At 37.7% G+C, this 21,790-nt stretch carries 19 protein-coding genes; all 19 read left to right on the forward strand.

All coding sequences use genetic code 11. The features are described from left to right. Nucleotides 1–69: 69 nt before the first annotated feature. The 19 genes from CWR48_RS07320 (at nt 70) to dapG (ending at nt 21,779) form a co-directional block, all read left to right on the forward strand. Nucleotides 70–4,359 (forward strand): PolC-type DNA polymerase III, encoded by a 4,290-nt coding sequence (locus CWR48_RS07320; protein ID WP_115772590.1) that lies wholly within the window; start codon nt 70–72, stop codon nt 4,357–4,359. A 354-nt stretch (nt 4,360–4,713) separates the two neighbouring features. Next, nucleotides 4,714–5,184: a ribosome maturation factor RimP gene (rimP, locus tag CWR48_RS07325; protein WP_115772591.1), complete on the forward strand. Its 471-nt coding sequence runs from the start codon at nt 4,714–4,716 to the stop codon at nt 5,182–5,184. 13 nt (nt 5,185–5,197) lie between these two features. Continuing rightward, nucleotides 5,198–6,301, forward strand: a complete 1,104-nt coding sequence (nusA, locus tag CWR48_RS07330; RefSeq protein WP_115772592.1) for a transcription termination factor NusA — start codon at nt 5,198–5,200, stop codon at nt 6,299–6,301. A gap of 12 nt (nt 6,302–6,313) precedes the next feature. Continuing rightward, the gene (gene rnpM, locus CWR48_RS07335; RefSeq protein WP_115772593.1) at nt 6,314–6,595 is read left to right on the forward strand and encodes an RNase P modulator RnpM; all 282 of its coding nucleotides are present in this window, start codon (nt 6,314–6,316) and stop codon (nt 6,593–6,595) included. Continuing rightward, a complete protein-coding gene (locus CWR48_RS07340; protein ID WP_115772594.1) occupies nt 6,585–6,887 on the forward strand; it encodes a YlxQ family RNA-binding protein in 303 nt (100 codons plus the stop codon). Before rnpM ends, CWR48_RS07340 begins: the two co-directional genes overlap by 11 nt. Nucleotides 6,888–6,903: 16 nt before the next feature. Next, entirely contained in the window at nt 6,904–9,051 is a 2,148-nt protein-coding gene (infB, locus tag CWR48_RS07345) for a translation initiation factor IF-2 (protein ID WP_115772595.1), read from the forward strand. After that, entirely contained in the window at nt 9,048–9,326 is a 279-nt protein-coding gene (locus CWR48_RS07350) for a DUF503 domain-containing protein (RefSeq protein WP_115772596.1), read from the forward strand. The genes infB and CWR48_RS07350 overlap by 4 nt, the downstream gene beginning before the upstream one ends. 73 nt (nt 9,327–9,399) lie before the next feature. Next, nucleotides 9,400–9,741: a 30S ribosome-binding factor RbfA gene (gene rbfA, locus CWR48_RS07355; protein WP_115772597.1), complete on the forward strand. Its 342-nt coding sequence runs from the start codon at nt 9,400–9,402 to the stop codon at nt 9,739–9,741. Nucleotides 9,742–9,833: 92 nt separating this feature from the next. After that, nucleotides 9,834–10,721 carry a tRNA pseudouridine(55) synthase TruB gene (gene truB, locus CWR48_RS07360; RefSeq protein ID WP_115772598.1) on the forward strand — a complete coding sequence of 296 codons (888 nt, stop codon included), beginning with the start codon at nt 9,834–9,836 and terminating at the stop codon, nt 10,719–10,721. A 17-nt stretch (nt 10,722–10,738) separates the two neighbouring features. Continuing rightward, nucleotides 10,739–11,677: a bifunctional riboflavin kinase/FAD synthetase gene (locus CWR48_RS07365; protein ID WP_115772599.1), complete on the forward strand. Its 939-nt coding sequence runs from the start codon at nt 10,739–10,741 to the stop codon at nt 11,675–11,677. 187 nt (nt 11,678–11,864) lie between these two features. After that, nucleotides 11,865–12,134 carry a 30S ribosomal protein S15 gene (gene rpsO / locus CWR48_RS07370; RefSeq protein WP_115772600.1) on the forward strand — a complete coding sequence of 90 codons (270 nt, stop codon included), beginning with the start codon at nt 11,865–11,867 and terminating at the stop codon, nt 12,132–12,134. A 140-nt stretch (nt 12,135–12,274) separates the two neighbouring features. Further along, complete coding sequence (locus tag CWR48_RS07375; RefSeq protein WP_115772601.1) at nt 12,275–14,389, forward strand: polyribonucleotide nucleotidyltransferase; 2,115 nt, start codon at nt 12,275–12,277, stop codon at nt 14,387–14,389. Between the two features lie 423 nt (nt 14,390–14,812). Next, nucleotides 14,813–15,754, forward strand: coding sequence for a polysaccharide deacetylase family protein (locus tag CWR48_RS07380; RefSeq protein WP_115772602.1), 942 nt, complete (start codon nt 14,813–14,815; stop codon nt 15,752–15,754). A gap of 58 nt (nt 15,755–15,812) precedes the next feature. Next, a complete protein-coding gene (locus CWR48_RS07385; protein ID WP_115772603.1) occupies nt 15,813–17,036 on the forward strand; it encodes a M16 family metallopeptidase in 1,224 nt (407 codons plus the stop codon). A 71-nt stretch (nt 17,037–17,107) separates the two neighbouring features. Beyond that, nucleotides 17,108–17,350, forward strand: a complete 243-nt coding sequence (locus tag CWR48_RS07390; protein WP_115772604.1) for a YlmC/YmxH family sporulation protein — start codon at nt 17,108–17,110, stop codon at nt 17,348–17,350. Between the two features lie 262 nt (nt 17,351–17,612). Beyond that, complete coding sequence (dpaA, locus tag CWR48_RS07395; RefSeq protein WP_115772605.1) at nt 17,613–18,497, forward strand: dipicolinic acid synthetase subunit A; 885 nt, start codon at nt 17,613–17,615, stop codon at nt 18,495–18,497. After that, on the forward strand, nt 18,494–19,084 hold the full coding sequence (gene dpaB / locus CWR48_RS07400; RefSeq protein WP_115772606.1) for a dipicolinate synthase subunit B: 591 nt from the start codon (nt 18,494–18,496) through the stop codon (nt 19,082–19,084). The genes dpaA and dpaB overlap by 4 nt, the downstream gene beginning before the upstream one ends. 54 nt (nt 19,085–19,138) lie before the next feature. Then, nucleotides 19,139–20,185: an aspartate-semialdehyde dehydrogenase gene (asd, locus tag CWR48_RS07405; RefSeq protein ID WP_115772607.1), complete on the forward strand. Its 1,047-nt coding sequence runs from the start codon at nt 19,139–19,141 to the stop codon at nt 20,183–20,185. Nucleotides 20,186–20,573: 388 nt separating this feature from the next. Continuing rightward, entirely contained in the window at nt 20,574–21,779 is a 1,206-nt protein-coding gene (gene dapG, locus CWR48_RS07410; protein ID WP_115772608.1) for an aspartate kinase, read from the forward strand. Nucleotides 21,780–21,790 lie beyond the last annotated feature (11 nt).

Here is a 21,790-nt window from a genome sequence, read left to right on the forward strand (position 1 = left end):
AAACCCTTGTCTTATTACTGGCAAGGGTTTCAGGTATTATACCGTTATATATGAGCAGGAGGGCTAACAATGGATATTTCAAAAAAGGACAAAATGCATTATTTATTACAGCAGCTCCAAATCCCCGAGGAATACCGCAAGCTATATTTTAATGAGAGCTATTTAGAGAAATTAGAAGTATTTAAGAAAACAAAAACGTGGCATTTTCATATTCATGTGGAAAAGGTTCTGCCAGCTAATATGTACTTGTCGCTAAAGGCCAAACTAAAGGAAACCTTTCAACAAATTGCTGGCATCGACATCACGATAACTGCCGATGATAAAGCATGTACAGGAGAAATGATTACAGGTTATTGGAAAAACTATATTACATCCATTACAAACCTATCTCCAGCATATCGAGATTTAGTGCAAAATCAAGCGCCTGCAGTTAACGGTAATAAGATTATGTTAACTGCAAGGAATGGTGCTGAAGCAAATGCACTGAAAAAACGACTTGAGGCAGACTTTAATCTATATTGTAAAAAAATAGGGACACTGGCATATTCGTTGGAAATAGAAGTGAAGAAGAATTTAGCAGATATTGAGAAATTCAAAGAACAAAAGGCAAAAGAAGATCAGCAGATTGTACTTAAAACTGTTCAGGAAAAAGAAAAACGTGACCAAGAAAAAGTAAGTCATGAAAATCAACCATTACAGCTTGGCTATAAAATTCAAGATGAACCAATCCAAATGGAACAAATTCAGGATGAAGAACGTCGTGTAACAGTACAAGGTTATATCTTTTCTGTTGAAGTACGGGAATTGCGATCTGGCAGAAGCTTATTAATTGTTAAAGCAACAGATTATACAGATTCATTGCAAATCAAGAAATTTTCTAACGGTGATGATGATGTTGCCCAATTTAAATCTGTCAAAGAAGGCATGTGGATTAAAGCAAGGGGAAGCATCCAGACAGACATGTATTCAAATGAGCTAGCGATGATGGCTAATGATATCCATGAAATTAAAGTGGAACAACGTAAAGATGAAGCAAAGGAAAATGAGAAACGTGTCGAATTACACGCACATACAACAATGAGTCAAATGGATGCTGTTGTTTCACCAAGTGCTCTAGTTACTCAGGCTGCAAAGTGGGGACATAAAGCAATTGCCATCACAGACCATGCGGGTGTTCAAGGTTTCCCAGATGCATATGCAGCAGGAAAAAAGAACGAGATTAAAGTATTGTATGGAGTAGAAGCAAATTTAGTTGATGATGGTGTTCCAATTGCATATAACGAGAAGGACATCGGGCTAGAAGAAGCTACCTATATTGTATTTGACGTCGAAACAACGGGCCTGTCAGCTGTATATGATACGATAATTGAGCTTGCTGCTGTGAAAATTCATAAAGGTGAAATTATGGACCGATTCGAGGCATTTGCCAATCCGCATCATCCCTTATCTGATACGACAATAGAATTAACTGGAATTACTGATGATATGGTGAAAGATGCACCAGAGGTTGATGAGGTCATACGGGATTTCCATGAATGGATGGGGGATGATATCCTCGTCGCACATAATGCAAGTTTTGATATGGGATTCTTGAATCAGGCGTTAAGCAGAATTAATTATGACAACGCGGTAAATCCTGTTGTTGACACATTAGAATTAGCTCGTTTTCTTTTCCCAGAATTGAAAAACCATCGCCTAAATACACTGTGTAAGCATCTCGATATTGAGCTTACACAGCACCACAGAGCAATTTATGATGCCGAAGCAACCGGTTATTTACTTTGGAAACTCGTCCAGAAGTTGTTAAATCAAGAGATTATCAATCATAACCAATTGAATAATCATATGGGTGAAGGGAATGCATATCAGCGCTCACGTCCGTTCCACTGTATTTTGCTGGCACAGACGGATGAAGGATTGAAGAATCTTTATAAGCTTGTTTCCTATGCACATATTGATTATTTCTATCGTGTGCCAAGACTACCAAGATCCGTTTTGCAAAAGCACCGGGACGGGTTATTGGTTGGGACTGCGTGTGATCGTGGGGAAGTATTTGAAACGATGATGCAAAAATCAGCCGATGAAGCAGAGCGTGTTGCTGCATTTTATGACTATATTGAAGTACAGCCGCCGACAAACTATGTCCATCTAATCGAAAAAGATCTCGTACAAAATGAAGCACAGGTCATGGATATTATTTCCAATATTGTTGCGATGGGCGACCGGATGAATAAAACAGTAGTTGCAACGGGAAATGTCCATTATATTGACGAGCATGATAAACAATATCGACAAATCCTTATCTCATCGCAAGCCGGAAATCCTTTAAGTCGTCAAACGTTGCCTGACACACCTTTCCGTACGACGAATGAAATGTTGGAGTGTTTCCAGTTCTTAGGAGAAGAAAAGGCATATGAAATCGTCGTGACCAATCCTAATCAGCTTGCAGATGACATCGAAGAGCTTTCTCCGGTTAAAGATGGACTGTATACTCCTACCATTGATGGTGCTGAACAGGAAATGCGTGATCTTTGTTATACGAATGCGAAGCGAATATATGGTGAACCGGTTCCGAAAATTGTCGTAGATCGCCTAGAAAAGGAATTGGAGAGTATTATCGGTCATGGATTTGCTGTAATTTACTTAATTTCCCATAAACTAGTGAAAAAATCACTTGATGATGGTTATCTCGTTGGTTCGCGTGGGTCTGTTGGATCGTCACTTGTAGCCACGATGTCAGAGATAACAGAGGTAAATCCGCTCGTACCACATTATGTTTGTCCAGAATGTCAATATAATGAATTTATTACAGATGGTTCTGTCGGAAGTGGTTTTGATTTACCGGATAAAAGCTGTCCAAATTGTAATACACCTTTGAAAAAAGATGGACATGATATCCCGTTTGAAACATTCCTTGGCTTCAAGGGGGATAAAGTACCAGATATTGATTTAAATTTCTCTGGAGATTACCAATCACGAGCACATAATTATACGAAGGTATTATTTGGTGAGGATAAAGTTTTCCGAGCGGGAACGATTGGAACGGTTGCAGAAAAAACTGCATATGGCTATGTAAAAGGCTATGCGTCTGATAAACAAGTAGTCTATAAAAATGCGGAAATTGATCGTTTAGTAAAAGGCAGTACAGGGGTAAAACGAACAACTGGACAGCATCCAGGGGGGATCATCGTTGTACCAGAGGATAAGGAAATTTTTGATTTTACACCAATTCAATTCCCAGCTGATGATCGTAATAGTGAATGGAAAACGACACATTTCGACTTCCATTCCATCCATGATAATTTATTGAAGCTCGATATACTCGGTCATGATGATCCGACCGTAATTCGGATGCTGCAGGATTTAAGTGGGATTGATCCTAAAACGATTCCAACGGATGATCCAGATGTATTTAAACTATTTTCTGGTACGGAAGCACTTGGTGTTACATCTGAACAAATTAATAGTAAAACAGGCACGTTGGGACTGCCTGAATTTGGAACAAAATTTGTTCGGCAAATGCTGGAAGATACGAAGCCATCAACATTTGCAGAACTATTAATCATTTCTGGGTTATCCCATGGTACAGATGTATGGCTTGGGAATGCCCAGGATCTAATCAATGATGGCACCTGTGTTCTAACAGAGGTTATCGGTTGTCGTGATGATATTATGGTATACCTTATCCACAAAGGTTTGGAAGCGTCATTGGCATTTAAAATCATGGAATCCGTCCGTAAAGGGAAAGGATTACAAGATGAATGGATAGTCGAAATGCGGAAAAACAATGTTCCTAACTGGTATATTGAGTCCTGTAAAAAGATTAAATATATGTTTCCGAAAGCACATGCTGCTGCATATGCATTAAATGCAATCCGGATTGCATATTTTAAAGTGCATTATCCAATTTATTTCTATGCTGCATATTTCACGGTTCGAGCAGATGATTTTGATTTAGAGACAATGGCGAAAGGTTCAGAGGCAATTCGAAAACAGATTCAAGGTATTGCTGTAAAAGGTAATGATGCCTCACCGAAAGAGAAGAACTTATTAACCGTTTTAGAACTTGCACTCGAAATGTGTGAGCGTGGACTATCATTCAAAAAAGTGGATCTATATAAATCAAGTGCAACTGAATTTGTTGTTGATGGGGACAGTTTAATCCCACCGTTTAATGCAATCGATGGATTAGGTACCAATGCGGCATTAAACATCGTTAAAGCAAGAGAAGAAGGCGAGTTCCTATCGAAAGAAGATTTACGTGAGCGTAGTAAGATATCCAAAACTGTATTAGAATATCTCGATAACATGGGCTGCCTAGAAGGAATGGAAGAGAAAAACCAACTTTCTTTGTTCTAATTATAATTTCGTCTGTAGCCATTGTTGATTGGGAATGTACTGCTGATTTCCGAAGCCGTAAGACACGTTCAAGTCCTCCTTGCTATTAGAAATCAGCCTATACAACGCGCAAAATTGGTAAATCTTGCATCGATACTATGTTTGTGATATAATAATCTCTGGTAAGTAATGATACGGACAGTCAAAGAGTGGGTGAAAACCCACTCTTTCTTCATAGTTCTATTCCACACTGACAAAAGATCCCCTTGCCACGAGTTTAGGCAGGGGGTTTATATTTACAAGAGGAATAAATGAAGAAGCATGAATTAGTCCATAATATACGTAAGACTACAACTGAATAAAGGAGGATGAAAGTTGGGTTCTCAAGTAATAAAAATGACCGAGGAATTAGTTCAGCCTATTCTGGAAGAAAAACAATTAGAACTAGTGGATATCGAGTATGTTAAAGAAGGAAAAAATTGGTTCCTTCGTATTTATATCGATAAACCAGGTGGGATTGATATTACGGAATGTGGAGATGTATCTGAAGCGCTGAGTGAAAAGCTTGATGCAACAGACCCAATAAAGGATCCATATTTCCTAGAGGTCTCATCACCAGGTGTTGAAAGACCACTAAAAACTAAGGAAGACTTTCATAACAATATATCTAAAAATATGTATATTAAACTATATGAACCAATTGATGATGAAAAAGAGTATGAAGGTATTTTAAAGAAATTTGAAGATAATATATTAACGATCGAATATAAAATTAAAAATCGAGTGAAACAAGTAGAAATTCCATATGACAAAATAGCAAAAGCAAGAATTGCTGTCACGTTTTAAGGGGGAAAAGAAAGTGAGCAGTCAGTTGTTTGATGCAATTGATAATTTATCAAATGAAAAAGGTATTGACAAAAAAGTATTATTAGAGGCATTAGAAGCCGCATTAATATCAGCATATAAGAAGAATTTCAAATCTGCCTCTAATGTTAGAGTTGAATTAAATGAAGCAACAGGTAAAATGAGTGTTTACTCAAGAAAAACAGTAGTAGAAGAAGTGGAGGATCCACAGCTTGAAATTTCTTTAGATGAGGCGAGAAAGATTGATCCTAATTATGAATTAGAGGATACGATTGAACTAGAAGTAACACCAAAGGACTTCGGACGAATTGCTGCACAAGCAGCGAAACAAGTAGTAACGCAACGAGTAAGAGAAGCAGAGCGTGGCGTCATCTTCTCTGAATATATTGATCGCGAAGAAGATGTAATGACTGGGATTATTCAACGTGAGGACCCGCGATTTGTTTATGTGAATTTAGGAAAAGTGGAAGCAAAACTTGCTGAAGCTGAACAAATGCCGACGGAAGAATATAAGATCCATGATCGTTTGAAAGTGTTTGTTACTAAAGTTGAGAACACGAGTAAGGGACCCCAAATATATGTTTCAAGATCCCATCCGGGGCTGTTAAAACGTCTGTTTGAAATGGAAGTTCCAGAAATATTTGATGGTGTTGTAGAAATCAAGTCTGTGGCTAGAGAAGCAGGAGACCGCTCAAAACTATCCGTATATGCTACCAATCCGGAAATCGATCCAGTTGGTTCATGTGTTGGTCAAAGAGGACAACGTGTACAAGCAATCGTGGATGAACTAAAAGGTGAAAAAATCGATATTGTTGAATGGTCAGAGGATCCGAAAGTATATGTTGCGAATGCACTAAGCCCATCAAAAGTTGTTGATGTCATCGTAAATGAAGAAGAAAAAGCAACAACAGTAATCGTGCCGGATTATCAATTATCGTTAGCCATTGGAAAACGTGGGCAAAATGCAAGACTAGCCGCGAAGCTTACAGGCTGGAAAATTGATATTAAGAGTGAAACAGAAGCAAGAGAAGAAGGTCTATTAACCGAAACAGAGGATACGTATTCAGATTCAGAAGAAGCGGAAGACTTGTTCGAATAAGGAGGGATACGTATGGTAAAACAACGGAAGACACCAGAACGGAAATGCATTATAACGAATGAAATGAAACCAAAAAAAGACCTCATCCGTGTTGTACGCAACAAAGAAGGAGAAGTCTTTGTTGATCCAACTGGCAAGAAAAATGGACGCGGTGCTTACTTATCTCGGGACTTGGATGTCATTGTAAAGGCGGAGAAATCAAATGCACTTAATCGCCAGTTAAATACGGAAGTCGATGCTTCCATATATGAAGAATTAAGAATTCTTGTCACAGGTAATGCCAATGAAAAATAGTTATCTAAACCTAATTGGGCTTGCATATCGAGCTAGAAAGTGTTCCTTAGGTGAAGAATTGATTATTAAGGATATTCAAAACCAGCGTGCAAAATTAGTGCTTTTAGCAAGTGATACTGGTCCACAAACGAAGAAGAAAATAATGGATAAATGTAGTTATTATAATGTGCCAGTTGTGATCGTAGATGATCGGGAAACACTATCGAACGCAATTGGGAAATCCCAAAGGGTTGCGGTAGGCATTCTAGATGCCGGTTTTGCAACTAAGATAAGATCGTTGTTGGGTAATTAATCTCGGGGGTGAACGTATGAGTAAAATGCGTGTATATGAATATGCAAAACAAATTAATACGTCAAGTAAAAATGTAATAGACTATTTGAAGGAATTGGATGTGGAAGTTTCGAATCATATGTCAACAATCTCAGACGATACAATCGTAAAATTAGATAAGAAATTCAGTAGTAAGCCGAAGCAAGAGGAGAAAACAGTACAACAAACAACCGTGAAAAATGATGCAAATAAAAACGGATCAAATCAAATGAAGAAGAAAGACAATCGCCCAGAGAAAAAGGGAAATACAACACAAAATAATAAATCCGGCGGTCATCAGAAAAATAATCGAAATCAAAATAGACGTCCGAATCATGCTAATAAAGGAAGAGGAAAACAAACATCCACACACCAATCAACTGTAGTTGAAACACCTGAAAAGATTACGTATAGTGATACATTGACGGTAAGTGGATTAGCTAGCAAACTTTATAAAAAAGAAGCGGAAATTATTAAAAAGTTAATGTTCATGGGTGTAATGGCAACGAAAAACCAAGATTTAGACGATAATACAATTGAACTGATTTGTAGTGAATATAATGTAGAGGTAGAGAAAGAAATCATTATTGAAGATACGAATTTTGATAAATACATCGTTGAAGATAAACCAGAGGATCTTGTTGAGCGACCTGCTGTAGTTACGATTATGGGGCATGTTGACCACGGAAAGACAACAACACTCGATTCGATTCGTAATACGAAAGTAACTGCTGGTGAGGCTGGAGGTATTACACAGCATATCGGTGCATATCAAGTAGATGTGAATGGAAAGAAAATAACATTCTTAGATACGCCAGGACATGCTGCGTTTACAAGCATGCGTTCACGTGGTGCACAAATTACAGATATTGCGATTCTAGTTGTAGCAGCGGATGATGGGGTTATGCCACAAACAATCGAAGCAATTAACCATGCAAAAGCAGCAGAAGTACCGATTATTGTTGCAGTGAATAAAGTGGATAAAGAAGCAGCGAACCCTGATCGCGTGATGCAGGAATTGACCGAGCATGGTCTTGTACCTGAAGACTGGGGCGGCGAGACTATTTTTGTAAAAATTTCAGCGAAACAACATACAGGTATCGATGATTTATTAGAAATGATTTTGCTCGTAGCTGAGGTTGAGGAATTAAAGGCAAATCCAAATACAAATGGATTTGGTACTGTTGTTGAAGCAGAGCTTGATAAAGGTCGAGGTTCTGTTGCAACATTACTCGTACAAAATGGTACCTTAAATGTAGGAGATCCCGTTGTAGTTGGTAATACATTTGGTCGTGTTCGTGCAATGGTAAATGATCTAGGCGAACGTGTTACAAGTGCAGGTCCATCTACTCCTGTAGCAATTACTGGATTACATGATGTGCCACAGGCCGGTGACCAATTCTTAGTATTTAAGGATGAGAAAAAAGCGCGTCAAATTGGAGAAGCGCGTCAGCAAAAACATATCATGGAAAATCGTCATGAACAAACGAAAATTAGCTTAGATGATCTATTTGAGCAAATTAAACTTGGTGAAATGAAAGAATTAAATATTATTATCAAGGCGGATGTACAAGGGTCTGCTGAAGCACTTTCGTCATCGCTTCAAAAGATTGATGTAGAAGGCGTTAATATTAAAATCATCCATTCCGGTGTAGGTGCGATTACAGAGTCAGATATTATCTTAGCTTCTGCTTCAAATGCGATTGTTATCGGCTTTAATGTCCGTCCAGATGTGAATGCGAAGAAAGCTGCAGAATCTGAAAAAGTAGATGTTCGCCTGCATCGTGTTATTTATAGTGCAATTGAAGAAATTGAATCTGCAATGAAAGGCTTGCTTGACCCAGAATTTGAAGAGCAGGTTATCGGGCAAGCAGAAATACGTGAAACATTTAAAGTTTCTAAAGTTGGTACAATTGCAGGAAGCTATGTAACGGATGGTAAAATAACAAGAGATGCAAGTATTCGTTTAATCCGTGATGGTATTGTATTATTCGAAGGCGAAATTGATACGCTACGACGCTTTAAAGATGATGTAAAAGAAGTAGCACAAAACTATGAATGTGGTATTACGATTGCTAACTTTAATGATGTTAAAGAAGGCGACGTTATTGAAGCATATAAAATGGTAGAAATCGAACGCAAATGATCTTATTTGCGGAGGTTGAATGCAAGTTGTATGAAGGAAATTCGCTCAAAGAAAAACGCTCTGTTATCAAAAGATTATTAGCAAAGTTACGTAAGGATTATAATGTTGCGGTGACGGAACTGGATTATCATGATCTTTGGCAACGGACTAAAATTGGGATTGTCACCATTTCAACGGATTTATCACATGCTGAACAAAGAATCCAAAAGACGTTACAGGTTATTGACTCTTTTCCAGAATTAGAACGTACAATTACAACTGTGGAACGCATATAAGCGCCTTTCTTCCTGTAATTTATTACAAAATTGCAGGAAGAGGATAATAGGTTTTTGACGAGGTGAAAGTATAATGTCTGAATTACGTGCAAATCGAATTGCAGAACAAATGAAAAAAGAACTAGGAGAAATTCTTACGCGTAAGTTAAAGGATCCAAGAGTTGGCTTCGTTACGGTAACGGATGTTGAAGTGACAGGGGATTTACAACAAGCAACAATATTCATTTCCGTTTTAGGTGATGAAAAGCAAAAACATGAAACCCTTACAGGACTAGCGAAAGCGAAAGGGTTTATCCGTACAGAAATCGGCAGAAGAATTCGTTTACGTAAAACTCCAGAGCTTATTTTTGAATTTGATGAAGCATTTGAATATGGTAATCGTATTGATACGATTTTACGTGATCTAAATAAATAATAATATGAATCTGACTTGGTTATTCATTTAACCAGTCAGATTTTTCCATGGGAAAATAAATATCGATATTTTATGTTTTTGGAGCTGATTATATGAATGGTATTTTACCATTGTGGAAGCCAAAGGGAATGACATCACATGATTGTGTGATGAAGTGTAGAAGGCTGTTTAAAACCAGGAAGGTTGGTCACACTGGAACCCTTGATCCTGAAGTGGAAGGTGTTCTACCAATCTGTATTGGCGAGGCAACCAAAATTGTCCCGTTTTTAACCGATACAAAAAAAACGTATATAGCAGAAGTGAAGCTAGGAACGGCGACAGATACAGAAGATGCACAAGGAAAAGTAGTCGAAGCAAAGAAAGTAGTGACCCCCATAGCAGAGAACACAATTAATGAAGTGCTAGAATCTTTCATGGGAACGATTACACAAATCCCGCCGATGTATTCCGCCGTTAAAGTAAATGGAAGAAAACTATATGAATATGCTAGAGCAAATGAAACAGTGGAACGGCCAAAACGGGAGATCACCATTTATGATATCCAGTTATTATCATTGGATACAGATAGTTTCAAAATCAAGGTGCTATGTTCAAAAGGTACGTATATCCGTACATTATGTGTTGATATTGGTAAAAAATTAGGATATCCTGCACATATGTCTGCTCTAGTTCGGACAAATACCGGTTCGTTTTCCGAGAAAAATACAGTGACATTTGCTAATATAGAAGAGGCTGCTGAAATTAATGAACAGGAAAGATTACTTGTTCCTATTATTCATGGAGTAGATCATCTAGCCATACTTGATGTTGATGAAGTAACAACATCTAAAGTGATGAATGGTCAAAAGCTGCCAAAGCCACAACAGACAATTGAAACAGATCCATTTTTAGTTATGCATGAGCAGCAATTATTAGCAATTTATCAGAACCACCCTGATCATCCGGACCAAATTAAACCGGTTCGAGTATTTAATGGGTGAGAAAGAAGTGAAAAAATTTGAGAACATTTGAATTAACATACCCACATGCCTTAGTTTTGGATGAATTACCAGATACGATTAGTGCGATTGGATTTTTTGATGGCATACATATAGGACATCAGAAAGTGATACAGGCGGCAATCGATGAAGCGAAAGAAAAGCATATGGAGAGTGCTGTCATCTCCTTTCACCCACATCCATCCGTAGTGTTGAAGAAGGATACACAACATGTGAAATACATTACACCGATGCGAGAAAAAAAGGAAATGCTTAAACAGTTAAATGTGGATCGGTTATATATTATCAAGTTTAATGAGAAACTATCTAAATTATCTCCGCAGGAATTCATAGATCACTTCATAATTGGCTTAAATATTAAACATTTAGTTGCTGGATTTGATTATACGTTTGGTCATAAGGGTAGTGGAAACATGAATAATTTAGCAGGGTATACGAGAGATAAATTTACGTTTACGACAATTAATAAATTCACATTGGATAACGAGAAGGTCAGTTCAACAAAAATTAGAGAGCTTTTACGAACAGGACAAGTTGAGGAAGCAAATCAGCTACTTGGAAGGCCTTTTAAGCTGGATGGAATAGTAATAAAAGGCGACCAACGCGGCAGAGAACTAGGCTATCCAACTGCAAATTTAAGCGTCAATCCAGACACACTGCTCCCAAAACAGGGAATTTATGCAGTGAAAGTAATTTACAAGAATGAAACCTACGAAGGCATGGCTAGTATTGGGACAAACCCAACCTTTACTGCTGATCGTGAGGATTTATCTGTCGAAGTAAATATATTTGATTACAATAATGATTTGTATGGCGAAGAATTATATATCGAGTGGTATAAATATATGCGGGATGAAGAGAAATTTGCGAATGCCGAGGAACTTATCGTGCAATTAGCACTGGATGAGAAAAATATTCGTAGCTACTTTGGCAGATAATTACAACGAAGACTGTCAATATGTATGGAGGCGGCAATTAATTTCTCTAACCGTTCAATGTATTTCTGCTTGCATTTTAATTGGAAAAGAGTTATGCTTGTAATCGTAAAACCGTTGCTTGGCAAATCGTAACTCCGACGTTTGCTAGGAAACTGGGGATATAGAATTAAATTAGGAGGTGAGCCAGATGGCTATTACACAAGAACGTAAGAATGAAATTATCAATGAATACAAAGTACATGATACTGATACTGGTTCTCCAGAAGTACAAATTGCTGTACTAACTGCAGAAATCACAACTTTAAATGAACATTTACGTGTTCATAAAAAAGATCACCATTCACGTCGTGGTTTATTGAAAATGGTTGGTAAACGTCGTAATTTACTAACTTATCTTCGTAATAAAGATGTTACACGTTACCGTGAATTAATTAAACGACTTGGATTACGTCGATAATCTTAAAAAGCAGGAGAAATCCTGCTTTTTCTATTATTTTAAGGTATAATACATAAGATAATTAAAATCAAATTTACTTTTTTTCATTTAATATATAAAATGGAAAATATAACGTGATATTGAAAGGAGCACTTTAACTAATGGCAGAAGAAAAACACGTATTTTCTACAGAAATTGCAGGTAAAAAATTTACTGTAGAAATTGGAGAATTAGCAAAGCAAGCAAATGGTGCTTGTATGGTCCATTATGGAGATACATCTGTACTTTCTGTTGCAACGGCATCAAAAGAACCAAAAGACTTACCATTTTTCCCGTTAACGGTTAATTATGAAGAACGTCTATATGCTGTAGGGAAAATTCCCGGAGGATTTATCAAACGTGAAGGTAGACCGAGTGAAAAGGCAATACTTAATTCACGATTAATTGATCGCCCAATCCGCCCGCTATTTCCAGACGGGTTTAGAAATGAAGTGCAAGTAATTAGTATGGTTATGAGTGCAGATCAGGATTGTCCATCTGAAATTGCAGCAATGATTGGGTCATCCATTGCATTAGGTGTTTCTGATATTCCGTTTGCTGGACCGATAGCAGGTGTTCATGTTGGACGAGTTGACGGTGAATTTGTCATTAATCCAACAGTTGAACAAGCTGAGAAAAGTGATATCGAATTAACCGTTGCTGGTACGAAAGATGCGATTAATATGGTTGAAGCAGGTGCATTTGAAGTACCTGAAGAAATCATGCTGGAAGCAATTCTTTTCGGTCACAAAGAAATTATTCGTCTTGTTGAGTTTCAAGAGGAAATTGTGAAGCAAATTGGTGTAGAGAAGTTTGATGTTGTTATATCTGAAGTTAACGAAGAATTAGTTGCTCGAGTGGAAGCAGAAGCAAAGGTGAAATTGCATGAGGCAATTCAAGTGCAAGAGAAGCATGCAAGAGACGAAGCAATAAATCTTGTTAAAAAAGAAGTACTTGCTACATTTGATGAAGACGAACAAGATGTCATCAAAGATGTTAAATCTATTTTAGATAAAATGGTAAAGGCGGAAGTACGTCGATTAATTACCGTTGAAAAAATCCGCCCTGATGGAAGAAAAATTGACGAAATTCGTCCATTATCATCGCGAGTACATCTACTTCCACGGACACATGGTTCTGGATTATTTACCCGTGGACAAACCCAGGCACTAAGTATTTGTACTCTAGGTGCACTAGGTGATGTGCAAATATTAGATGGACTAGATTTGGAAGAAACAAAACGTTTCATGCACCACTACAATTTCCCGCAATTCAGTGTTGGGGAAACAGGTCCAATTCGCGGTCCAGGTCGTCGTGAAATTGGACATGGCGCATTAGGTGAACGGGCACTTGAGAAAGTTGTACCATCTGAGAAGGAATTCCCATATACCATTCGTTTAGTTTCGGAAGTATTAGAATCAAATGGTTCTACGTCGCAAGCAAGTATCTGTGCTAGTACATTAGCAATGATGGATGCAGGTGTACCGATTAAAGCACCAGTTGCGGGGATTGCCATGGGTCTAGTGAAAACTGGCGATGACTATACTATTTTAACGGATATCCAAGGTATGGAAGATGCGCTTGGTGATATGGACTTTAAAGTAGCTGGAACTGCGAAAGGTGTTACGGCATTGCAAATGGATATAAAAATTGACGGATTATCGTCTGAAATTTTATCCGAAGCATTAGCGCAAGCTAAAAAGGGTCGTATGCAAATTCTAGAATCCATGTTAGCCACAATTAATGAGCCAAAATCGGAGCTTTCTGAATATGCGCCTAAAATCCTAACAATGGAAATTAATCCAGATAAAATCCGCGATGTTATTGGACCGGGTGGAAAGCAAATCAATAAAATCATTGATGAAACTGGCGTTAAGATTGATATTGAGCAGGATGGTAAAGTCTTTATTTCTTCAACGAATTCATCGATGAATAAAGAGGCACAAAAAATCATCGAGGATCTTGTGAGAGAAGTTGAAGTTGGACAAATGTACTTAGGTACGGTCAAACGGATTGAGAAATTCGGAGCATTTGTTGAATTGTTCAAAGGTAAGGATGGTCTCGTTCATATCTCTGAATTAGCAGAAGAAAGAACCAATAAAGTGGAAGATGTTGTATCTATCGGCGATCAAATTATGGTAAAAGTAAAAGAAATTGATCGACAAGGTAGAATCAATCTCTCTCGAAAAGCTGTTTTAGTTGAAGATAAAGAAAGAAAAGAAAAGGCCAATCAATAATTAAATAAAGTTTGAAAAAGGAAGCTGGAGAATCAGTTTCTTTTTTTATACCCATTTTTTGATGTTTGATTAGTAGTTTAGATAAACTTCGGACTAGTTTAGGATGATATTTTGCCTCCTGTTCCACCGCTCCAGAAATACACTACGCTTTCCGCGGGGAGCTGGCGAGCATTCTTGTGCTGACGCACTGCGAAGTCTCGCCTAGGCTCTTCTTCCCGCAGGAGTCTCCGTGTACGAATAGTAACTGCTGGCAAGTTCTGAAATCATAATTATCACTAGTCCGCATTTTATTTCAATAGTTCATTATCATTCAATACTGATATGCTTTAACCGAAACTCTAATTAAACTGCCTTGCAAAATTGATTTAGAATTGGTATAAACCTGTCCATCCTTTGCATAAAGATGTATGGGAGGGATGAACGATGAAGAAATTTCGTAAGTATATAAATTTATTTATCTTTATGATCCTGGTCATATTAACATTTAATTCACAATATAATCCTTTTAAAATGGGTGACGTAGCCATTTTTTCACAAAGCAAAAAAGAAGACCCCTTGTATCAGGAAATTCTCGATAAGCAGTTAGAATATCAAGAAGATGCGGAAAATGCTTATATTGATGATGTTTGGAAAAAGACACCTGGAAGAAATGGTCGAGTAGTCAATGTGGATAAATCCTATGATAAGATGAAAGAAGCAGGCACATTCGATGGTTCACTTCTGGTTTATGAAAAAATAGAGCCGGAAGTTTCATTAAGTGACCTTCCAGCATCACCGATATATCGTGGCCATCCTAAAAAAGAGATGGTTGCTTTAATGATAAATGTATCATGGGGAACAGAGCATATACCAACAATGCTGAAAACCTTACAGGAAAATAAAGTTAAAGCAACGTTTTTTATTGAAGGAAAGTGGGCAAAGGAAAATTCTGAGCTAGTTAAAATGATCGATGAACAAGGTCATATCATTGGCAACCATGCATATAATCATCCTGACATGGCAAGGATATCAAATCAAAACATTGTAGATCAAATTGCCCAAACGAATGAAATTCTCGAAGCAATTACAGGTAAAACACCGAAGTGGTTTGCACCTCCAAGTGGAAGTTTTAATGACCAGGTAGTACAATCGGCATATAACCTAAATATGGAAACGATTCTTTGGACAGTGGATACCATTGATTGGAAGAATCCATCTGTATCTGTTATGATAAATCGAGTAAACAGCAAGCTGCACCCTGGAGCAACAATATTAATGCATCCTACCCCGGTTATGGCTGAGGGACTTGATTTATTGATCAAAACCATTAAAGAAAATGAATATCGAATCGGCACTATTGATAAACTATTAAACAATGATAGGTAATGGAAATAATAATTCATGATGTAGTGGACCATTGATTCAAATTATAGGAGGAACCATATTGATAGAAAAACATAACTGTAAAAATGGTGTAAGGATTGTGCTAGAGAAAATACCAGCAGTACGTTCTGTAACGATAGGTATTTGGGTATTAACAGGTTCAAGAAATGAAAACGGGCAAAACAACGGGATATCTCATTTTATCGAGCACATGCTTTTTAAAGGAACGAAGACAAGAACAGCTCAAGATATTGCGGAAGCATTTGATGCAATTGGTGGGCAAATTAATGCGTTTACTTCAAAAGAATATACGTGTTTCTATGCGAAAGTATTGGATACACATAAGGAGCATGCATTAGAGATTTTGGCAGATATGTTCTTTAACTCTGCTTTCGACGGGGAGGAAATGGAACGAGAGAAGAAGGTTGTATATGAAGAAATTAAAATGTATGAAGATACACCAGATGACATCGTTCATGATTTATTAGCTAGGGCATCTTTTGGAGAGCATCCACTTGGATATTCCATATTAGGTACGGAGGAGAAATTGAAATCCTTTACGCCAGATGATTTAAGAATATACATCAAGGAGCGCTATACACCTGAAAACGTCGTTATATCTGTTGCAGGAAATGTTGAGGAATCTTTTATCAATGATATTGACACATACTTCGGCGCATTTCAATCCAAGAGCAACCAATCCACTATTATAAAACCGACATTTTTAGCGCATAATATTGAACAATTTAAGGAAACAGAGCAAGCACATTTATGCTTCGGATTTAATGGTTTATCTGTTGGCGATGCGAATGCGTATAGCTTAGTTATTATGAATAATGTATTAGGTGGCAGTATGAGCTCAAGATTATTCCAAGATGTAAGGGAAAAGCAAGGGTTAGCCTATTCAGTGTTTTCGTATCACTCTGCGTTTTTAGATAATGGTTTATTAACGATATATGCAGGGACAGGGAAAGAACAGCTTCCACTGCTTCGCGATACGATTAAAAAGACAGTTGATACATTGATTGCTAAAGGGTTAACGGATAAGGAATTACATAATAGCAAGGAACAATTAAAAGGGAATTTAATGCTAGGTTTAGAAAGTACGAGTAGTCGGATGAACAGAAACGGCAGAAACGAATTATTATTACAACGTCATCGTTCATTGGATGAAATGATTCGGGAGATTGATGCAGTAGATCATGAATCAATTCAAAAAGTAATTGAATCAACTTTTAACCAGCCTGCTTCAATGGCCTTAATTGGTCCAGATAAGTTGGATTAATATGTCGACCTAACATAGCCTCATATTTTTAGCATATATATGTATTATGCCGAATAAATGGAGGGAATGCGATGCGTTTTAAAGATATCAGTGGCAAGGAAATTGTCAATGTAATTGAAGGGACACGTCTAGGAATGTTAGGGCAGACCGATTTAGAGATTAATGAGCAAACCGGACAAATCGAAGCTTTTATTATTCCGAATTATAAATGGTTTGGATTAAAAAAAGAGGGCGAAGAAACGAAAATCCGCTGGCAATCAATTAAAAAAATTGGCGAAGATATGATCATGGTGGAAACTGATACATTTGAATAAGCATGAAATGTAAGATCAAAAACGTTTATTCTGGACATGCCTGTCATATTAAGAAAAATGTAATAAGACGGTTTAACATTTTAATATTTGCTCATAAAAATGAGGCTGCATCCAGATTCTGTGGCATGTTAGGCTAATATCACAAAACCGTGGTATTAGCCTTTTTCATTTTATTCAAAACTCCTTATCACTCTCGGGCGCTCTCCACATAAGCTATTAAGAAGTATTTTTAAGGAATTGATGTTTGGGAGGGTATATGATATTGAGTCAGACAATTGCTGTTATTGGCGGCGATGCCAGATATCTTGAATTAATTAGGCAATTACAAACGTTACCAGATGCAATCATTATGCTTGTTGGCTATGATAAATTAGAGCAAGGATACATCGGTTTAAAACAGGTTGACTTTCATGAGCTAGAACTAGAAAAACTTGATGCAATTGTTTTACCTATTACTGGCACGGATTCAGAAGGCTATGTTGAGACAATATTTTCCGATCAAACGATCCAATTAACGAAAGAATGGTTTGACCAAATTACACGATCGACCATTGTTTTTACTGGAATCTCAAATGCTTATTTAGATGAAATTTCGGCAAATGATGCAATCTCACTCGTCCCACTGCTAGATCGTGATGATGTGGCGATTTATAATTCCATCCCAACGGCAGAGGGTGCGATTATGATGGCGATTGAAAATACGGATTATACGATTCATTCCTCGCGCGTGATTGTCACAGGCTTCGGTAGAGTAGGGAATACCGTTGCAAATAAGTTCTCAGCACTTGGAGCAAAGGTAGCGGTTAGTGCGAGAAATATTAAGGATTTAGCGAGAATAAATGAGATGGGATTAACAGCCTTCCCGTTAGAAAAATTACATGAATATACGAGTAAATGTGATTTATTAATTAATACAATTCCAGCGCATGTGGTAGACCAAAAGGCCATTCAGCAGCTTCCGGTGAGTGCGGTAATTATTGATCTTGCCTCAAAGCCAGGTGGAACCGACTTTGAATATGCAAAAAAGCGTGGGATTAAGGCGATTTTAGCAAGAAGTTTACCAAGTATTGTCGCACCGAAGACAGCTGGTAAGATTTTGGGTGATGTGGTGAAGCAAATAATGATGGATGAAGGGAGTACATCATGAGCTTAGCAGGTAAACGAATCGGGTTTGGCTTGACAGGATCCCATCATACGTATAGTAAAGCATTTATCGAGATGGAAAAGCTCATCGCCGGTGAGGTAGAATTGATCCCAATCGTTTCAGATACCGTAATGAATATGGATACGAAATTCGGTAAGGGTAGTGAGCATATTGAGAAAATTGAAGCCATCACAGGGAAACAAGTAATTGCAACCATTCCAGATGCAGAACCGCTTGGCCCAGATTATCCACTTGACTGTATGATCATTGCTCCACTTACAGGAAATTCCCTAAGTAAGCTCGCAAACGCCCATACGGATAACGCTGTTCTGATGGCTGCAAAATCAACAATCCGTAATGAAAGACCAGTCATTTTAGGAATTACAACGAATGATGCACTCGGTTTAAATGGTGTGAATCTAATGAAGCTAATGAATAGCAAGCATATTTACTTCATCCCGTTTGGTCAAGATAATCCTTTCAAAAAACCAAACTCATTAGTAGCAGATTTGGATTATTTAGCTGCCGCTGTAACAGCTGCACTGCAAGGTAAGCAACTTCAACCAGTAATTATTCCTTTTATTCGCTAAAATGTGATAAGATAGTACAAATATTAGAAATACATTTCAGGAGGAATCTTACAAATGACAGCAAAAACAACATATAATGTAGCAGTGGTTGGAGCAACAGGAGCAGTAGGGCAAAAAATCTTAAAATTATTAGCAGAGAAAGAATTTCCAGTCAACGAAATAAAACTATTATCATCAAAGCGATCTGCAGGAAAGATTGTAGCTTTTAATCATAAAGATGTGACAATTGAGGAAGCAACACCAGAAAGCTTTGAAGGAATTGATATCGCATTATTTTCTGCAGGTGGTTCTGTTTCAAAACAACTTGCACCAGAAGCAGTAAAACGTGGTGCAGTTGTAGTTGATAATACAAGTGCATATCGAATGGCTGAAGATGTTCCATTAGTTGTTCCCGAAGTAAACAATGATGCAATCAAAGACCATAATGGAATTATTGCGAATCCAAATTGCTCGACAATCCAAATGGTAACCGCATTGAAGCCAATTAAAGACCGGTTTGGCTTAAAACGTGTTATTGTTTCAACATATCAAGCAGTGTCCGGCGCTGGAACACAAGCAGCAATTGAATTGCAACAACAAGCAAGGCAATTTATCAACAATGAAGAATTAGAAGCAAATATTTTACCTGTTAAAGGTGAAGAAAAGCATTATCCCATCGCATTTAATGCATTGCCACAAATTGATGTATTTAATGAAAATGGCTATACCTTTGAAGAAATGAAGATGATTAACGAAACGAAGAAGATTTTAGGTGATCAGGATCTATCTGTTGCAGCTACATGTGTACGACTTCCATTCTTCACGTCCCATGCTGAAAGTGTCTATATCGAAGTAGAAAAAGCAGGTGTAACGGTTCAAGATCTTTGGAAAGAATTAGAGTCAGCAGATGGCGTAATATTGGAAGATGATCCTGCAACACAAACGTATCCAACTCCATTAAGTGCTGCTGATAAAGAAGCAGTATTCGTTGGGCGCGTTCGTAAGGATTTAGATAATGAAAATGGATTCCATTTATGGGTTGTGTCTGATAATCTTCTTAAGGGTGCGGCATTAAATACAGTGCAAATTGCACAATCCATCATTAAGAATAATTGGCTTTAAAAATTCCTTAAGAAATTGAGTTGAACTTGTGTAGTAGGAAAGTAATAGATGGTAATGAGGAGTGGAAATAAAGTGCGAACAAGTGACAATTATGATTTCAGACCTTACCAGCGTTACTATTCACACAAAAGATTCCATTGTTAGTGGTAAGTTACTCTTTTATATGTGATTTTATACAACCCTAGCGTAAGAAATACACGGAGACTCCTGCGAGTAGGTTCACCAGCTCCCCGCGGAAAGCAACGTGTATTTCTGGAGCGACTGTCCCGAGAACCTTTAGCACACTAAACTAGTTCGCACTTTATTTATCAATAGCAACAAATGATAAGAAATGGATCTAATGTTTGAGCATCCCCTTAAAAAAGGAGATTATGATAGAGGTGTTATGATGCAGCTACTAGTTCAAAAATATGGTGGTACTTCCGTGCAATCTAAGGAAAACAGAAAACATGTTATAAAACACATCAAAGATGCATTAGTACAAGGATATAAACTAGTCGTTGTTGTATCAGCATTAGGAAGAAAACCAGATCCATATGCAACAGATACATTGCTTGGATTGGTTGATCATTCAGCAAATCATAACGCAAATCGTGAACTCGATTTGTTAATGGCATGCGGTGAAATCATCTCAGCAGTTGTCTTAACAAGTGAATTAAAGAATCAACAGATTAAATCGTTGGCACTTACTGGTGCACAAGCGGGGATTATTACATCAATGGATTATAATAACGCAAGAATAAAAACGGTAGACACAACAAGAATATTACAAGAGTTAAACCATCATGATGTTGTTGTTGTTGCAGGATTTCAAGGGCAAACAGTGCAAGGGGAAATAACTACCATTGGCCGTGGTGGAAGCGATACTACGGCAGCAGCCCTTGGAGCGTCACTGCTTGCTGAGCAAATTGAAATATTTACCGATGTAGATGGGGTCATGACTGCCGATCCTAGGCTTGTCGAAAATGCAAGACATTTGGAAATGGTCACATATACAGAAATTTGTAATTTGGCATATCAAGGTGCAAAGGTTGTTCATCCAAGAGCGGTAGAAATTGCAATGCAATCCAATATTCCGATGCGCATCCGATCGACCTATACCAATCTACCCGGAACATACGTCACATCAGCAACTAATCTTGAGATTGAAATTCCGGATCGTTTGATAACTGGGATTGCACATATTGCATCAATTTCACAAATAAAAGTGCAAACGAAGGAAGCGGCATACCGGGTCCAATCGGAAGTATTTAAAGCAATGGCTGCTGCAGGTATTTCTGTTGATTTTATCAATATGTCGCCAACTGGAGTAATTTATACGATTCCGGACTATTTAACGAGTGAAGCGGTATCCATATTGGAATCTTTAGGCTTTCATCCAGAGGTCACAGAGAACTGTGCAAAGGTATCTGCTGTTGGTGCGGGAATGACTGGCGAGCCTGGTGTTATTTCGAAAATCGTTCAAGCACTAACAGATGCTGGTATTGAAATTCTCCAATCTGCCGATAGCCATACAACGATATGGGTGCTTGTAATGGAGAAGGACCTTAATATAGCGGTAAATGCATTACATGAAGTATTTAAACTTAGTTAATATTGAATTAT

Origin of the sequence: Oceanobacillus arenosus (genome assembly GCF_003369575.1) — a bacterium.
Classification (GTDB): domain Bacteria; phylum Bacillota; class Bacilli; order Bacillales; family Amphibacillaceae; genus Oceanobacillus; species Oceanobacillus arenosus.

Bases quoted from the DNA above. Each gene is read 5' to 3' on its own strand.
- CWR48_RS07320 (WP_115772590.1), top strand. From the start codon at position 70: ATGGATATTTCAAAAAAGGACAAAATGCATTATTTATTACAGCAGCTC.
- rnpM (WP_115772593.1), top strand. From the start codon at position 6,314: ATGGTAAAACAACGGAAGACACCAGAACGGAAATGCATTATAACGAAT.
- CWR48_RS07340 (WP_115772594.1), top strand. From the start codon at position 6,585: ATGAAAAATAGTTATCTAAACCTAATTGGGCTTGCATATCGAGCTAGA.
- infB (WP_115772595.1), top strand. From the start codon at position 6,904: ATGAGTAAAATGCGTGTATATGAATATGCAAAACAAATTAATACGTCA.
- CWR48_RS07350 (WP_115772596.1), top strand. From the start codon at position 9,048: ATGATCTTATTTGCGGAGGTTGAATGCAAGTTGTATGAAGGAAATTCG.
- rbfA (WP_115772597.1), top strand. From the start codon at position 9,400: ATGTCTGAATTACGTGCAAATCGAATTGCAGAACAAATGAAAAAAGAA.
- truB (WP_115772598.1), top strand. From the start codon at position 9,834: ATGAATGGTATTTTACCATTGTGGAAGCCAAAGGGAATGACATCACAT.
- rpsO (WP_115772600.1), top strand. From the start codon at position 11,865: ATGGCTATTACACAAGAACGTAAGAATGAAATTATCAATGAATACAAA.
- CWR48_RS07375 (WP_115772601.1), top strand. From the start codon at position 12,275: ATGGCAGAAGAAAAACACGTATTTTCTACAGAAATTGCAGGTAAAAAA.
- CWR48_RS07380 (WP_115772602.1), top strand. From the start codon at position 14,813: ATGAAGAAATTTCGTAAGTATATAAATTTATTTATCTTTATGATCCTG.
- CWR48_RS07390 (WP_115772604.1), top strand. From the start codon at position 17,108: ATGCGTTTTAAAGATATCAGTGGCAAGGAAATTGTCAATGTAATTGAA.
- dpaB (WP_115772606.1), top strand. From the start codon at position 18,494: ATGAGCTTAGCAGGTAAACGAATCGGGTTTGGCTTGACAGGATCCCAT.
- asd (WP_115772607.1), top strand. From the start codon at position 19,139: ATGACAGCAAAAACAACATATAATGTAGCAGTGGTTGGAGCAACAGGA.
- dapG (WP_115772608.1), top strand. From the start codon at position 20,574: ATGCAGCTACTAGTTCAAAAATATGGTGGTACTTCCGTGCAATCTAAG.